The sequence below is a fragment of the Ruegeria sp. CF8 genome, from assembly GCF_056537285.1.
On sequence record NZ_JBQFRG010000008.1, the window covers coordinates 93986 to 108580 of the forward strand.

A 14595-nucleotide genomic window follows, 5' to 3' on the forward strand; every position below is an offset into this window, starting at 1 on the left:
ATTCATTCCGCGCTGTGTGTTCAATCCAAGACATCGGCAAATTGAGACAGCAGTTTGTGTTTGATAATTTTACCTGTTGCGGCTTGCGGCAACGCATCCGATACAACCACACGTGCAGGTACCTTATAGGGTGCCATGCGTTCGCGAACCCATTCGCGCAGGTCTGCCTCTGTAACTTCTTTGTGGGCGCTGACGAAACCGATCACATCCTCGTTGCTGCCTCTGGTTCGGCCCACAACGGCGGCCAAGGTCACGGCAGGGTGGCTGGCCAAAACGGCCTCGACCTCTGGCGGGTAGACATTGAAACCTGAATGAATGATCAACTCTTTCGAGCGCCCCACAATATGCAGCGTGCCGTCTTCTTCTTGTTTGGCCAGATCCCCGGTGCAAAAAAAGCCGTCTTCCGTCATGGCTTTGCGCGTTGCTTCGGCGTTCCGGAAATAGCCCTTCATGACGTTCTCGCCCCGGACACATAACTCACCCACGCCGTCATTATTCGGATCTTTAATTCGCACTTCAACTCCCGGCAGCGGGGGGCCGACAGCGCTGTCATCGCGTGGGGCGTCCATCTGAGTAAGCGCCACGCTTGGAGAGCATTCCGAAAGCCCATAGCCATTGTGGAGTGTCAGGCCAAAAAGTTCTTCGGTCTGGGTCTTGAGCGCTAAGTCCAAGGGCGCGCCACCCGCATAGATATAGCGCAGATTGTGATCGGCTTTTTCAACGTTCCGTTCATGCAGGCGCTTGTTGATGGCGGCAAATATCTGCGGAACGGCGGGAAAAAGCGTTGCTGTTTTCAGTTGCTCAATCACATCGTCCACATCGAAACGAGGGCGCACAATCAAACGCGCACCACCGCGAACAGCGCCAAGGAAAACCGAGGTGAGGCCAAAGATATGCGTCCCCGGCAAAACGGCCAGCATCACATCAGACGACGTGACGCGGCGGACCCTCGCAGATAGCTTAGATGCGAACAGTAGGTTCCCATGGGTCAGCATCACGCCCTTTGGCTCGCCCACTGTTCCAGACGTGTAGATCAGGACCGCGGTTTGCGTCGCGTCAGGCTCGACAGGTTCCACCGGCACGTCGCGAATGGTCGAAACAGTAAGCGATCCACATGACAAAGGTTCAAGCTCGACCCGGCCCATTCGGTTTGCGTGTGCGCTGGATGCCGTTGAAACCTCGGGTGTGAAAAGGGCACAGCGGGCGTCGCTAAGCTCGGTTATGCGGGTGACTTCTGCATCGGTAAGACGGGCGTTGACCAGCACGGCCCAAGCCTCAAGCCGGCTCAGCGCAAAAATGGCGACGATATAGGTTGCGCAGTTTTCGCTTATCAGTAGAACCCTGTCGCCTGCACGCACTCCGTGGGCCGCTAGGCCGCGGGCGGCTTGCTGGCTCATCTCATTAAGTTCACCATATGTGTAGCTTCGACCGTCATGGTCCGAGAGTGCTACAGCATCTTGATCCGCTTCAGACAGAATTTCGTGGATCCGGTTCATCAAGTTCTTTCTCCTGAAAACTCTGTGCGACGGCGCAAGGCGACGGAAAGAGGTAGAATTGCAACGATCAAGCCAGTAATCAGGCTAGGTCCAAACGGTACGCCCACATACTCCATTTCTGGTAGCGCAATTAGGAAGCCAGCAACAAAAAGAAGAATGCGCAACGGGATCTCTCCGGCACCTGAGAGCGATCCGACAAAGATAACGAACCCCTGCAGCGCCATGCAAATCAAAGCGAGGCCCAACAACGCGCAGCTGACCGCAAGAATGACTTCGGCTGGCGACGACTGCGCGACAAGCGCAGGGTTGAGCACGAAGAAGAAAGGCGCGATGTAGATCACGCTACCCAGGCGCATCGCCTCAAGTCCCGCTTTCATCGCACTTGTGCCAGCCATGGTAGCAGCGGCATATGCGCCAAGCGCAACCGGAGGCGTGATATAGCTGACCATTCCCCAATAAAGAATGAACAGATGTACGGCGAGCACATTGAGACCACCGGCCTCCAATGCCGGAGCAAGCACGACCGCCAGGAAAATATAGCAGGCCGTTACTGTCATACCCATGCCGAATACAAATGCGGTCATTGCGCCGGCGATCAAAAGAATAAAGACGTTATCGCCTGCCAGCGCCAGCAGTTCGTTGACCAGCGTTCCAGCAAGACCTGTGGCTGAAAACGACCCGACAATCAGACCCACGCCAAGTATGATGGCGGTCAGTTCTGTCAGGCCGGTCCCGACACGTTTCAGAACTTCGATCAGCCCACCAATTGTAAGGCGGTGGCGGGGAAGGATTTGGTTGACGACAAGCAACAAAACGGTCGCATAGAACGGTGCGGCCGTTTCCTGTCGCAGCACGATCATCATGAAGATCAAAACTGCAAACACCAGCACATAGGCCCAACCGCCGCGCAATGTTTCTTGAAGTCGGGGCAGATCCGGTCCGGACATGCCACGCAGACCAAGACGCGCAGAATAGGCGTCAATCTGAACAAACAGGCCAAAATAGAACAGCAGGGACGGTATCGCAGCAGCAATAGCAATTTCGACATAGGGCATCGACAAGAACGAGGCCATGACAAACGCCGTCGCGCCCATGATGGGCGGCATCAAAACACCGCCTGTTGATGCGCAAGCCTCGGTCGCGGCAGCCGTTTTTGCGGTAAAACCGGTGCGACGCATCGCCGGGATCGATACCGCACCCGTTGTCAGAATGTTGGAAATCACACTGCCCGACATCGACCCCATAAAGCCACTGGCAAAGATCGACACCTTGGCGGCTCCACCACGGTATCGACCGACCAGCGCGAGGGCGAGGTCATTGAAGAACTGCCCGCCACCCGTGTGCTGCAACACGGCGCCAAAGATGATGAATCCGATCACAACGCCGCCAAATGCGCGCATGGGAATTCCAAAGATACTTTCCGACGAATAGACATGATAGGAAATGGCTTCGGAAAATGTGCTTTGAAATCCGGAAAACGGATCGGGTACATGCCCCGCGAAGGTTGGATAAAGCGAGAATAGCACCACAATCACAAACAGAACCTTGCCGCCCGCTCGGCGCGTGGCCTCCAGAACGAGGGCGAAGAAAACATAGCCCACCCATTGGGCTGTTTGTGGGGCTGCGTATTCCCAACCTTCAGACAAGTTCAGCATTGCAACTGAGGCCAGATAGATGCCAGCCGCAAGCGCGATGGCGGCAAGAATCCAGTCATAGAAGGCCACCGGCCCAAGACGCTGACCACGAATGTTGAAAACCAAAAAGCTTAACGACAGAAAGATGGCCGCAAGAAGCGCAAGATACCGACCATCTAGCAGCACGATCCCGAACAGCTGAATATTGAACAACTGGTGAACCACAAGAAGGATCGCAGCGGTCGTGCCGACAATCAGCGCAAGATTGCGGCCGGTGTCAGAGATTTCCGCCGTTCCAACTTCGTTTTCAAGTTCTTGCATAACAAAACCTGTTCGTTGGCACGTTCAAAGCGCCGCAGAGAATTGGTGTCGCCCGATCCAACGTTTCCGCAGGATCGGGCGGATCGAATATGAGTGCTTAAAATACGACCTGAAGACCGGCGGCTTTCAGGGCCTCGCGGCGCTTGGTTTCCCATGCAGAAGCCCAATCTTCCGCGCCGGTTTCTTTCAGCTCGTTCCACGCGTCCTGCAGAACTTGCTGGCGGCGAAGCAGCTCGTTGTTATGCTCTTGGGCGGCGTCGGTCCACACTCCAAGTTCTTTGAACAGTCGAATAGAACCTTCGTGGTAAGGGACGACCCATTCGAAGTCCTGATTGTCGATAGACCAGCCACCAATGCCCGGCGCCTTGCCGTCATATTCCGGGTACAGATCAATCATCGCCTTCGTCATGTTATAGACGAGATCTTCTTCTTGTGCGCCAGTTGTGACAAGAACCGGGTACGCATATGCAGCACCCTTGTGGCCGTCAGTGCCATCGATATTTGCACCAACCTTGGCCGTATTTGTTTGAAAGAACGGCGCTATTTCTTTCATGCGCGCCAAGCCTTCAGTGTTGTTGGCATCGATTTCAGGCCAGAACAAACCACGTGGGGAAGAGGCTGCCTCGTACGCGGGGCCCGAGTTTGTGGATGCGAAAGCTGCATCAACCTGACCTTCAATCAGACCTTTCCACGATGCAGAATAGCCACCGAAATCCACCCGCTCTACATCATCCCAGGTCAAACCCGCATAGGCGAGATAAGCCGTTGTGTTTGCATTCAAGGCAGGTGCGCCCGTCACCCAGGCAACACGTTTGCCTTTCAGGTCTGAAAATTCCTTGATGCCCAGATCGCCGGCCACACCAACGGTCAGGTTTATTGCACCGCCCGAGTTCGCCATCAGCAGCCGAATAGGCTGTGGCCCCCATTTTTCTTCACCAAACTGGAAAACGCCTTCTTGCGCCATAAAGCTACCGCCCACGCCCGTGGCCGAGAATTGCACGCGTCCTTGACGCAGCGGCTCGGTCCTCGAAACGTCGTTTTTACCGGGCAGAACCCGAAGGTTGGTGCCCGTGGCGGTCTGCAGAGCAGCGCCAATCGCAACAGCCTGATTATACCCGGCAGTACCCGTGCCGTAAGCCGTCCAGGATACCTGTTTTGGCAGTTCCAGGTCGGTTGCATTGGCGGCTGTTGAGACACCCAATACTGCGACGGCTGCCAAAGCGGTCAGAAATTTCATGAATCTAGTCCTCCTCGAATGTGAATGTAGTCCGCTATGCGAACGCATATTTCGCAAATTCGCATTTGAGTCAACTTACCAGCTAAAAATATCGTGAAATATCCAGTTTAAATTGACATTCGGTTCGCATAGCGAAATGGTTGCAAAACCATTCGAGGGGTGTGTTTGATGGAAAATCCCGAAGAAGCCGCTGAAACTGATCGGCAATTCGTAACGGCGCTGGCGCGCGGGCTTGATATCCTATCTGCCTTTGATGGTCAGAGCAGGTACCTTTCGAATGCGGCGTTGGCTGCGCGATCAAACCTGGCAAAACCCACGATTTCGCGGCTTACACATACTTTGACCCGAACGGGGCATTTGATTCGAAACCCCGAGTCTGGAGAGTATCGGCTGAGCGCGAAAGTGCTTCAGCTTGGTTTCGGTGCGCTGTCCGCCATGAGCGTCAGCGAGCTTTATCAACCCGAAATGGAAGCCCTGAGCGCGGGCCCCAACCCCTACATCACCGTTGCCCTTGCTGAACAAGCGGGCAACCGAGCGATTTATTTGGCCACGCAAAAGTCAACTCAAGCCGTGACTTTGTCTCTCTATGTCGGAGCGCGGCTGCCCCTGTTTTATTCCGCAATTGGACGAGCCATTCTCGTTCGTCTGGAGCCAGAAGCACGGGCGGCGGCAATTTCACTCGGCGCGGCAGAATTTCCCGAGCAAAAGGCGCGTATCCAGGCCAGCGTCGATAGCGCCGTAAGTGACTATGGCGAACTTGGGTACGTGCGCAGCTTTGGCGATTGGAAGAAAGAGATCAATGCAATAGCTGTTCCAGTGACCTCGCTGGACGGCTCAACCGTCTATGGCCTTAATGTGGGCGGACCTTCGTTTCTTGCATCCAGTGCCGAGTTGGAAAGCGATTACGCTGAGCGACTTGTGGATACTGGTAGAAAACTGTCATCAGCATAGTTGAATTCGAGCTATGTTCCGTTATTTTCAGCGATTTTTACTTGGGATTCCTTGCGACAGGGCCTGAGTTTCTAAGGCTGAACTAGAATATCTCGTTGTCATGCATTGCTTTGATCGTGCCTTGCGATGATTAGCTTTCAAACTCGTCTCTCGCATTATATTTTGATAGCTGGAGAACACAAAGGCGCACCAATAATGACATCACGCAGGTCAGCATCCATTCCTGAACAACTTACGAAACGGGAGGTTGCCGAGATAGCGATACGGAATGCGATTGAAGCGGGACTTTATAAGCCGGGCCAAATTATCAGCCAGCGGCAGATAGCAGAAGACTTAGATCTGAGTATTACGCCAATCCGAGAAGCAATCCTTGTGATGATGGGGAATGGAATCGTCGATAGACACAAGCACCATTCTATTAAGGTTAAAGAAATAGACGAGAAGAGGCTTCGGGAGATCTTTTCTGTGCGTCAGATCCTTGAAGAACAAGCGGTACGACTGACAGCTGAATTTGCGACCCCGGAACTTATCAGAACGCTTGGGAAGTTAAATGATCAACTGGCACTGATGAGAGCAGATGACGATGCATCGCTTGTCAATCCAATCGACCGTGAATTTCACAACACGGTCTTCAGTTCTTGCGGAAACACCGCACTTGTTTGGACGATCGATCGGTTGAAATCTTCGTTTCCCTTGTACGCACTTTGGAGTGAACCGGGGCGCTTGGAAAAGTCCATTTCCGAGCATCAGCGATTGATTGAGGCTTTGGAAAAGCGAGATTCAAAAGCGGCTGCTTCGGTGCAAGTAGAGCATCTTTCAAACGGCTTGGATGACTTGCTGTCCTTCCTGGCGCGCGAGAATGAGTAAAGGCGTTTGATCTGATTCGATCTTTGCAGTCAGCGGGGAGCAGGACGCGTACCGCATTAGCCTAGCAATTCATCTTTGAATTCATGAGGCTTTCTCTAGGGAGTTCAATTCTCTTGCTCGAATGAAACATTATATATAATGTATAGTAAAGGCCATTCGGCTATATTGAAGCTCTACACAAAGGTTTGGTCATGGGAATGAACAGGTTCAAATATTCAAGACGGGCAGAGGTCCTTGGCAAATCCGTGTATGACCACGCCGCAGGGGTTATCATGCTGAGCGTCGGTTCCGCTTACCCGCCGATCTTGCCTGACCTGTCGCGTGAGGCTGCGTCTTCAGCACAGGAATACTTGTCCGAAGTTATGCAATACGGGCCGCTCATGGGGTTGCCTGCGCTTCGCGAAGCGATTGCAGGCTACGTTGCTGAAGATGGAGTGATCTGTAGTCCAGAAAACGTTTTGGTGACCAATGGTGCTAAACACGCAACTGATTTGGCGTGCAGGGTTTTTACTGAGCCGGGTGACAAAATCATCGTGACCGCACCGACCTATATGACAACATTGCAATGTTTGCGTCAGCATGGCTTGAGCTTTGTGGCAATTCCTCAGGATGGGAATGGCATGCGAACTGACATCCTGCAAAAACGTCTGGAAACCATGCTCGAAAATGCAGAGCCGTTGCCAAAATTGCTTTTTGACGTACCAGATTTTCACAACCCAACGGGCATAACGATGTCGTTGGAACGGCGCAGGCATCTGCTGCAACTGGCCGAAGAGTATGACTTTGTCATTCTAGAAGATGACCCTTACCGTCGCATTCGGTTCGAAGGTGAGGCCGTACCGCCGATCAAGTCCATGGACGAGACCGGTCGTGTCGTCGCGATTGGAACAGTATCGAAAATCCTCGCTCCAGGACTTCGTATCGGTTGGGCTATTGGCGACACCGAGATCGTGCGTCGCATGGGGCTGCAAAAATCAGATGGCGGATCCTGCCCCTTTACCCAACGGCTTGTGATCGAAGCGATCCGGTCGAACAAGCTGCATGAGCATATCGAGATCGTGACTAAAACCATGCGGGTGCATCGTGATGCCATGATCGATGCCTTGGTGGAGTTTCTACCCGACGCCAAAGTAAGGAAGCCGGAAGGCGGGTACTTTCTATGGGCTGAACTGCCAGAACAGGTATCTGGCGATGCTTTAGCTTCCAAGGCTATTGAACATGGCGTTGAAGTTGGAAGTGGGCGCTTGTGTTTCCCGGTCGAAGATCCAGGGCATTTTCTACGTTTTTCCTACAGTTACGTCGACCCAGACACCATTCACGAGGGGATACGTCGCCTAGGTCGAGCTTACAATGCAATGAGGGCTTGAGCCGCACAATTCAAACGAAGAACCAAGCCGGGCGTACGACAGAAGCTAAAAAATGAACCGATGCCCGGCCTCAAACTCTGCCAACTAGGAGAAACAACTATGAATACTCTTTTTAAGTCCACACTGGCTGCAGCGGCGATCGCCTTTGGTGCTGCTGCGCCCTCTATGGCTGAAGATTGGGATATGCCTCTTCCTTGGCCGGATGGGAACTTCCACACCAAGAACGCTCAGACATTTGCGGATGAAGTTGCAAAGGTTACCGATGGTCGCGTAAAAATTACGGTGCATGCTGGAGGCTCTCTGGGCTTTAAAGGCCCCGAAATGTTGGGAGTGATCAGAGATGGTCTGGCACCAATCGGTGACGTTTACCTTAGCCAGCAGGTGGGTGAAGAGCCGATACTTGGAATGGAATCCATCCCCTATCTGGTTACGAGCTATGACGAGCTTCGGGATATGCATGAGCATTTTCGCCCGGTCGTAGATGAGGTTGCCGCGCGACACAATCAGAAGGTCCTCTACATGGTTCCTTGGCCCGCGCCAGGTATCTATACGAAATCCGAGGCCAAAACGCTTTCGGATCTGGAAGGTATCAAGATCCGGACGTATTCTAAATCTACGACGGAATTGTTCGATGCCATTGGTATGACCGCAGTTCAATTGCCTTGGGGCGAAGTGGTGCCCTCGCTGGCAGCGGGCACGATCGACGGTGTAACAACATCGGCCAGTTCGGGAGTGGACGGAAAATTTTGGGAGTTTCTGACCCATTTCTACCCAACAGGTCACGTGTGGTCCTCTGATGCAATCACTGTCAACCTTGATGCCTGGAACGGCCTGAGCGAGGAAGACCAAGCTGCGATTGAGGAAGCTGCCGCGCGGCTTGAGCCGGAGTTCTGGGAAGTGAGTCGTTCAGAAGATGCTGAGAAGCTGGAGATCCTGAAGGAAAACGGCATGATCATAGGTGATGTCACCGACGAGATGCTTTCAGCGATGCGCGCAGCGACAGAAGACCAAAAAACGGCCTTCATTGAAGCCAACCCCAACGCCGAAGCAGTTCTCGACGCGGTCGTCGGCAACTGACGCACGCTTGCTGTTCTTCCAGTCTGTTCCCGTGCTTTTGCGCGGGAACCTCTCCAGAAAGCGAAAAACATGCTCCGAGTTCTTGATATACTCGACCGGATAAGCCGTTGGACTGCTGTACTTTCAGTCATTCTTGTCTTCGGGATTGCAGTCCTGATTATCGCCGAAGTTGTTGCTCGCTGGTTATTCAGCCACTCGCTCAGCTTTGCGTGGGAATTCAGTGCTTATTTTTTCGCCGTCGCTGTGTTTTGCGGTGCCGCTTACACATTGCGAACCGGGGGGCACGTCAGAGTGGCATTGCTGCGCGGTGTTCTTGGACCCAAGGGCCAATGGCGCATGGAAATCTTTGCTACTCTGATAGGGATCGGCATGACATTGTTTGCCGCGAACTCGATGGTTGCCTTTGCTTGGCGGTCCTTTCAAAGGGGCAGCACATCCCCCACAGTGGACGCCACACCGTTGTTCATTCCACAGAGCGCAATAGCGTTGGGTTTCGTCCTCTTGGCTTTACAGATGATCGCAAGGCTTTTGCGGCTGTTTCTGCACGAGCCACCTGAAGACGAAGCAGCCCTCGACGCCTTTGGCACCGAGTAGGAGGCAACTTAAATGATCGCCTTAGTCGCCCTGACCATAATTTGCCTCCTGCTTCTCGCTTTAGGGACAGGTGTCTGGATCGGCCTCGCACTGTATTTTGTCGGTGTCGTCAGCTTGTCCATTTTTAAAGGTATGCCTGTAGACAAGCTCTTTGCGCAATTGACGTGGAACTCTTCGACGACGCCTGAGTTGATCGCTTTGCCGATGTTCATCCTGATGGCGGAGATTTTGTTTCGATCAAAACTATCTTCGTCGCTGTTTTCGGGCCTGACCCCCTGGACAACAAAACTGCCGGGCCGCTTGTTGCACGTCAACGTTTTGGGCTGCACCTTGTTTGCTGCGGTTTCTGGTTCATCTGCTGCGACCACTGCAACTGTTGGCAGGATCACAATGACGGAGCTGTTTAAACGCGGTTACGACAAGAACCTGGCAATGGGCTCGCTAGCCGGGGCAGGGACGTTGGGGTTCCTCATTCCACCGTCGATCATCATGATTATCTACGGAGTTTTGGCGGAAGCCTCGATCCTCAAGCTGTTTATCGCAGGTATTGTGCCCGGTTTGTTGTTAGCTGGCTGTTACATGAGCTACCTAGGCCTGCGCACAACACTAGATCCCAGCAAGGTGCCACAAGAAGACCTTGCGTCCACCTGGCATGACCGGATCGTCGCACTTAAACACCTTGGCCCTGTCCTGTTTCTGATAATCGTCGTCATCGGGTCAATGTACGGCGGTTTCGCGAGCCCGTCTGAGGCAGCGGCAGTGGGTGTACTTGGCGCACTAATCGTCAGCGGAGTACAGGGGACTCTGACACGCGAGAGCATTACGCAGATTGCTTATGGTTCCATCCGTACAATTTCGATGATCGGCCTGATCGTCGCGGCGGCATCATTTTTGTCGGTGTCGATGGGTTATCTGGGTGTCCCGCGCGCCGTGGCCACGCAGATTGCCGCATTGGAACTGTCGCCCTTCATGCTGATTATGCTTTTGCTGGTGTTTTACATCGGACTGGGCTGCGTGCTGGAAGGGATGTCGACAATCGTCATGACGCTTCCAATAACCTTGCCATTAATCGAGGCTGCAGGGTTCGACAAGATCTGGTTCGGAGTCTTTCTGGTGGTTGTTGTCGAGATGGCGCAAATTACACCGCCCGTAGGTTTCAACCTCTTTGTTATTCAGGGCATGACCGGTGAGAAAATCAGTCGGATTGCACGCGCGACTTTCCCGTTCTTTTTGATCATGATCGTGCTGGTATTCTTGATTACAGTGTTCCCCGGTATCGTAACTTATTTGCCGAACCAAGTGGAATTCCGAGGCTGAAGAAGATCCTTAACCGGAGAAGAGAATATGGCAGTTATCGATCTCAATTCTGACTTAGGCGAAAGCTTTGGTGCTTACACAATCGGTCATGATGAAGAGATGTTGGACATCATAAGTTCAGCAAATGTTGCTTGCGGGTTTCACGGCGGCGATCCGCTGGTCATGCACGACACTCTTGTGCGGGCTGGCCGGAATGGAGTCGGTATTGGCGCGCATCCTGGCTTCAACGACCTATGGGGTTTCGGTCGACGTCAGATCAAAGTGAATGATGTCTCGGAAGTAGAAAAAATGCTGATCTATCAGGTCGGCGCAATACAAGGCATGGCTCGTGCTACAGGAACGGAAGTTACGCATTACAAAATCCACGGTGCGTTGGGCAATATGTCCTGTGTTGACCCAGACCTGGCGATGGCCGCGGCCCGCGCAGTGAAGGCAATTGCGCCGGATTTACTGTTCGTCGTCCTCCCCAAAAGTGAATTGGAGAAAGCGGGAGAAAAGATGGGTCTTAGAATGTCCCGCGAAATCTTCGCCGACCGTGCCTATGACGACAATGCCATGCTTGTTCCTCGCGGCGTCGAAGGTGCCATGATTCAAGATCCAGAAATTGCTGGCCCCCGCATCCTGAAGTTTATTGAGCAAGGGGCAATCGAAAGTCTCGCGGGCAAACGCATCGAGGTTGAGATCGACACGGTTTGCGTACACGGTGACAGCCCTGCCGCCGTTGGCATCGCCCGCAGCTTGCGTGGTCAGTTTGAAGCGGCGGGCCTAGACATCGTTCCCATGCACAAAACGTTGTCCTGAACAGTTATGAAGGTGGATTACTTGCCGTGTGGCGACACTGGCATAACAGTTGAGTTCGAAGGTGAGAACCTACGCGCTACGAACACGCGCGCATTGCGCCTTCATGCCGTTCTAAATCAGGCACTTCCTTACGGGGTCACCGAAACGGTGCCGACCTATCGATCGGTTACCCTTCACTATGATCCCTGTCGAACTTCTAACGCGGCGTTGACAGAGTACATCAAAACCATCTTGCCGGAGTTCGCCCCAGAAAGCCATTCTGTTTCAAGGCGTTGGTGTTTGCCGGCGTGTTTCGAAGGCGAATACGCACCGGATATGAAATCCGTTAGCGCCCAAACGGGTGTCCCTGTCGAAAGGATTATTAAGGTCCTTACTCAGACCGTTCAGAGTGTCTATATGCTGGGATTTGCCCCAGGCCAGCCTTACCTTGGCGACCTTCCCGAAGACCTGTATGTGCCGCGTAGAAAGGAACCAATTGCACGTGTTCCCTCCGGGGCGATCCTAACTGCGACTGCGAAAACAGTAATTTATCCAGTTGAAAACCCAACTGGATGGTATGTGCTCGGACGTACCCCAATTGAGCTCTTTGCGCCCAACTCGCAGGCTCCGGTACTTCTACAACCAGGCGATGAGGTCATATTTGAAAGAGTATGTGCTTCTGAATTTAGAGACCTAGCGGATGACGCAGGCCAACTTCGAAATGAGCTGATCGCGAGGTCGGGGCAATGACCGCAGAACTGACGGTTTTGCAGGCTGGCGTGTTCACGACCCTGCAAGATCTTGGTCGGACCGGCATGCAAGCTTTGGGCGTTCCGATTTCGGGTGCATTGGATCCATTCTCGATGCGTCTTGCGAACGCTTTGGTCGGGAACGCGCTTGAGACGGGCTGCCTCGAAATACGTTTGGCAGGACCAAAATTACAAGTTGGTGCGGAGACGGTTCGTGTCGCACTTGTCGGCGCTGATTGCGTGATTGAAACCGATGATCCCCAAATTGGTTCCGTTCAATCGGGGCGCAGTGCAACGCTGACTCGAGGTACGACGCTACGTGTAGGCGCATTGAAAGGCGGAGCAACAGCTTATCTTGCCGTCTCGGGCGGATTCGATGTGAAACCAGTCTTTGGCAGCTGCGCAACATACCAGCAGGCCGGACTAGGGGGTTTTGAGGGCAGAGCAATTCACGAGGGTGACCACCTGCCGCTATGCCTGGAAAACGCCCCGGAAGCGCCTGATCTTACAGCTCCGCCAAAGTTTGGCGGACGGGATCTAGGTCCAATCCGTGTAGTATTGGGACCTCAGGCGGATTACTTTTCTTCTGCGGCTATCGAAGCGTTTCTAAACACAAGTTACACCGTCAGCCCCAAGAGCAATCGGATGGGTATGCAACTCGATGGTCCGGTAATCGATCATTTGTCTGGCTTCAACATCCCCTCTGATGGTGTTGTGGCAGGTGCGATTCAAGTGCCTGGTCATGGTCTTCCAATCGTCTTGTTGGCGGACTGTCAAACGACAGGGGGCTACCCCAAAATTGCAACGGTCATCTCAAGCGATTTACCGCGGTTGGCTCACGCGATGCCTGGTAGCGAATTGAAATTTGCTGCCGTCAACGTTGGTCAAGCTGAAAACATCAGACGGCAAGTAGAAAACGAATTGCTCGCAAAAATTGCGAACCTTCGGCCGGCCGACGGGTCGGATTTTCTGAGCAAGCTTTATACAGAGAACCTGATCAGCGGAGTTTTTGGTTTTGAATTCTGAAATGGCTGATTAGTCTTGGTTTATTGCGTAGTTTCGACCGTGTACATTGGTGCGCTCAGGGTGACAGCGATATCCACCAGCGCCGCCAGCGGATAATTCGTAGGGCTCATGAAAAAGGATTGGTTCGGAATTTTTAAGCAAAAAAGCCAATAGGGGAAAACTTACGAATTTTTAGCGGAACCTTTGGCTTCAGCATATCGGCCTTCAGAGCATCTTCAGCCAGTCAAAGAAGGATCTGATGCTTGGTTCTCCCCGCCGCTTTACGTCGCATACAGCGTAAAACGCAGCTCCGCTGGCAACGGGTTCACCAAATGCGGCGATCAAACCACCTGATGCTAACTCTTCTCGCACATAAATTTCTGGAACTAGAGCCACACCTAGTCCAGCGCGCACGGCACCGATTAACATACCGTATGTTTCGAAAACCGGTCCGGTATGCCCCGTTGGCTTCGCTAGCGAGTAATGCGAGAACCAAATTTCCCAATCCAATGGTCGGGTTTGAAGGGAAAGCAACATGAAGTCCGATATCTGCTCGGGTGAGCGAGCAGGGTCTACTTGATTGTCTGACGAAACCACAGGGATCAGATATTCATGCCATAACTTGAGCGTGTGACTGTCGCGCCAGTCACCATGCCCGTGCTGAATCGCCACGTCTACTTCTCCGGTATGCACATTGAACGGCTTGACGCCAGTTGTGAAAGTAAGTGGCACGTTTGGATACTGTTCTGTGAAATCCGGCAAACGCGGCATCAGCCAACGTGACCCAAATGTCGGGTAGGTTCCAAGTTTCAGTACCGGGTCAATCTGTGCCCGCGCAATCGCCATGGCGGTCTCAGACTCCAGCCTCTCCAGTATTTCAGAAATCGAGACCAGATAGCTCTGACCGATATCGTTGAGATGGACACGCTGTTTGTCGCGAATGAAGAGCGGAACACCCAGAAAGTCTTCAAGGCTTTGAATCGATCGGCTGATGGCACTATTCGTCAAAGATAGTTCTTTTGCGGCTCGGCTGAAGTTTCCAAAACGGGCCGCAGCCTCAAAGCACAGCAGCATGGATGTCGTGGGGATGTGACGGCGCATAGTGACTTAAACTCAATATTTGATGAGATTATTCCGCTATCTTTAAGCCATATATGACTTAAAGTCATGACTTAATGTTTCCAATTTTCCAAGGCTTCT

The 14595-nt window shown here is 52.9% G+C and carries 13 protein-coding genes; 9 read left to right on the forward strand and 4 right to left on the reverse strand.

Translation table 11 applies throughout. The annotated features are described in order from the left end of the window. Positions 1-20: 20 nt before the first annotated feature. From ACR0EV_RS17745 to ACR0EV_RS17755, 3 genes are all read right to left on the reverse strand, one after another. Positions 21-1496, reverse strand: coding sequence for a class I adenylate-forming enzyme family protein (locus ACR0EV_RS17745; protein ID WP_480801316.1), 1476 nt, complete (start codon positions 1494-1496; stop codon positions 21-23). Next, the gene (locus ACR0EV_RS17750; RefSeq protein ID WP_480801317.1) at positions 1496-3451 is read right to left on the reverse strand and encodes a TRAP transporter permease; all 1956 of its coding nucleotides are present in this window, start codon (positions 3449-3451) and stop codon (positions 1496-1498) included. The genes ACR0EV_RS17745 and ACR0EV_RS17750 overlap by 1 nt, the downstream gene beginning before the upstream one ends. Positions 3452-3548: 97 nt before the next feature. After that, a complete protein-coding gene (locus tag ACR0EV_RS17755; protein ID WP_480801318.1) occupies positions 3549-4688 on the reverse strand; it encodes a TAXI family TRAP transporter solute-binding subunit in 1140 nt (379 codons plus the stop codon). A gap of 168 nt (positions 4689-4856) precedes the next feature. Here ACR0EV_RS17755 and ACR0EV_RS17760 point away from each other — a divergent pair, with 168 nt between their 5' ends. From ACR0EV_RS17760 to ACR0EV_RS17800, 9 genes are all read left to right on the forward strand, one after another. Next, a complete protein-coding gene (locus tag ACR0EV_RS17760; protein ID WP_480801319.1) occupies positions 4857-5639 on the forward strand; it encodes an IclR family transcriptional regulator in 783 nt (260 codons plus the stop codon). Between the two features lie 195 nt (positions 5640-5834). Beyond that, complete coding sequence (locus ACR0EV_RS17765) at positions 5835-6506, forward strand: GntR family transcriptional regulator (protein ID WP_480801320.1); 672 nt, start codon at positions 5835-5837, stop codon at positions 6504-6506. Between the two features lie 197 nt (positions 6507-6703). Continuing rightward, positions 6704-7873, forward strand: a complete 1170-nt coding sequence (locus tag ACR0EV_RS17770) for an aminotransferase-like domain-containing protein (protein ID WP_480801321.1) — start codon at positions 6704-6706, stop codon at positions 7871-7873. A 99-nt stretch (positions 7874-7972) separates the two neighbouring features. Next, the gene (locus ACR0EV_RS17775; protein WP_480801322.1) at positions 7973-8950 is read left to right on the forward strand and encodes a TRAP transporter substrate-binding protein; all 978 of its coding nucleotides are present in this window, start codon (positions 7973-7975) and stop codon (positions 8948-8950) included. 69 nt (positions 8951-9019) lie between these two features. After that, a complete protein-coding gene (locus tag ACR0EV_RS17780; protein ID WP_480801323.1) occupies positions 9020-9544 on the forward strand; it encodes a TRAP transporter small permease subunit in 525 nt (174 codons plus the stop codon). Between the two features lie 12 nt (positions 9545-9556). Next, the gene (locus tag ACR0EV_RS17785) at positions 9557-10861 is read left to right on the forward strand and encodes a TRAP transporter large permease (protein ID WP_480801324.1); all 1305 of its coding nucleotides are present in this window, start codon (positions 9557-9559) and stop codon (positions 10859-10861) included. Positions 10862-10888: 27 nt separating this feature from the next. Beyond that, on the forward strand, positions 10889-11662 hold the full coding sequence (locus ACR0EV_RS17790) for a LamB/YcsF family protein (RefSeq protein ID WP_480801325.1): 774 nt from the start codon (positions 10889-10891) through the stop codon (positions 11660-11662). 6 nt (positions 11663-11668) lie between these two features. Then, a complete protein-coding gene (locus ACR0EV_RS17795; RefSeq protein ID WP_480801326.1) occupies positions 11669-12391 on the forward strand; it encodes a 5-oxoprolinase subunit B family protein in 723 nt (240 codons plus the stop codon). Beyond that, positions 12388-13416 (forward strand): 5-oxoprolinase subunit C family protein, encoded by a 1029-nt coding sequence (locus ACR0EV_RS17800; RefSeq protein WP_480801327.1) that lies wholly within the window; start codon positions 12388-12390, stop codon positions 13414-13416. The genes ACR0EV_RS17795 and ACR0EV_RS17800 overlap by 4 nt, the downstream gene beginning before the upstream one ends. A gap of 204 nt (positions 13417-13620) precedes the next feature. On the opposite strand, the gene ACR0EV_RS17805 is transcribed toward ACR0EV_RS17800, so the two are convergent. Beyond that, positions 13621-14496 carry a LysR substrate-binding domain-containing protein gene (locus ACR0EV_RS17805; RefSeq protein WP_480801328.1) on the reverse strand — a complete coding sequence of 292 codons (876 nt, stop codon included), beginning with the start codon at positions 14494-14496 and terminating at the stop codon, positions 13621-13623. Between the last annotated feature and the right edge of the window lie 99 nt (positions 14497-14595).

Bases quoted from the DNA above. Each gene is read 5' to 3' on its own strand.
- ACR0EV_RS17745 (WP_480801316.1), bottom strand. From the start codon at position 1,496: ATGAACCGGATCCACGAAATTCTGTCTGAAGCGGATCAAGATGCTGTA.
- ACR0EV_RS17750 (WP_480801317.1), bottom strand. From the start codon at position 3,451: ATGCAAGAACTTGAAAACGAAGTTGGAACGGCGGAAATCTCTGACACC.
- ACR0EV_RS17755 (WP_480801318.1), bottom strand. From the start codon at position 4,688: ATGAAATTTCTGACCGCTTTGGCAGCCGTCGCAGTATTGGGTGTCTCA.
- ACR0EV_RS17760 (WP_480801319.1), top strand. From the start codon at position 4,857: ATGGAAAATCCCGAAGAAGCCGCTGAAACTGATCGGCAATTCGTAACG.
- ACR0EV_RS17765 (WP_480801320.1), top strand. From the start codon at position 5,835: ATGACATCACGCAGGTCAGCATCCATTCCTGAACAACTTACGAAACGG.
- ACR0EV_RS17770 (WP_480801321.1), top strand. From the start codon at position 6,704: ATGAACAGGTTCAAATATTCAAGACGGGCAGAGGTCCTTGGCAAATCC.
- ACR0EV_RS17775 (WP_480801322.1), top strand. From the start codon at position 7,973: ATGAATACTCTTTTTAAGTCCACACTGGCTGCAGCGGCGATCGCCTTT.
- ACR0EV_RS17780 (WP_480801323.1), top strand. From the start codon at position 9,020: ATGCTCCGAGTTCTTGATATACTCGACCGGATAAGCCGTTGGACTGCT.
- ACR0EV_RS17785 (WP_480801324.1), top strand. From the start codon at position 9,557: ATGATCGCCTTAGTCGCCCTGACCATAATTTGCCTCCTGCTTCTCGCT.
- ACR0EV_RS17790 (WP_480801325.1), top strand. From the start codon at position 10,889: ATGGCAGTTATCGATCTCAATTCTGACTTAGGCGAAAGCTTTGGTGCT.
- ACR0EV_RS17795 (WP_480801326.1), top strand. From the start codon at position 11,669: ATGAAGGTGGATTACTTGCCGTGTGGCGACACTGGCATAACAGTTGAG.
- ACR0EV_RS17800 (WP_480801327.1), top strand. From the start codon at position 12,388: ATGACCGCAGAACTGACGGTTTTGCAGGCTGGCGTGTTCACGACCCTG.
- ACR0EV_RS17805 (WP_480801328.1), bottom strand. From the start codon at position 14,496: ATGCGCCGTCACATCCCCACGACATCCATGCTGCTGTGCTTTGAGGCT.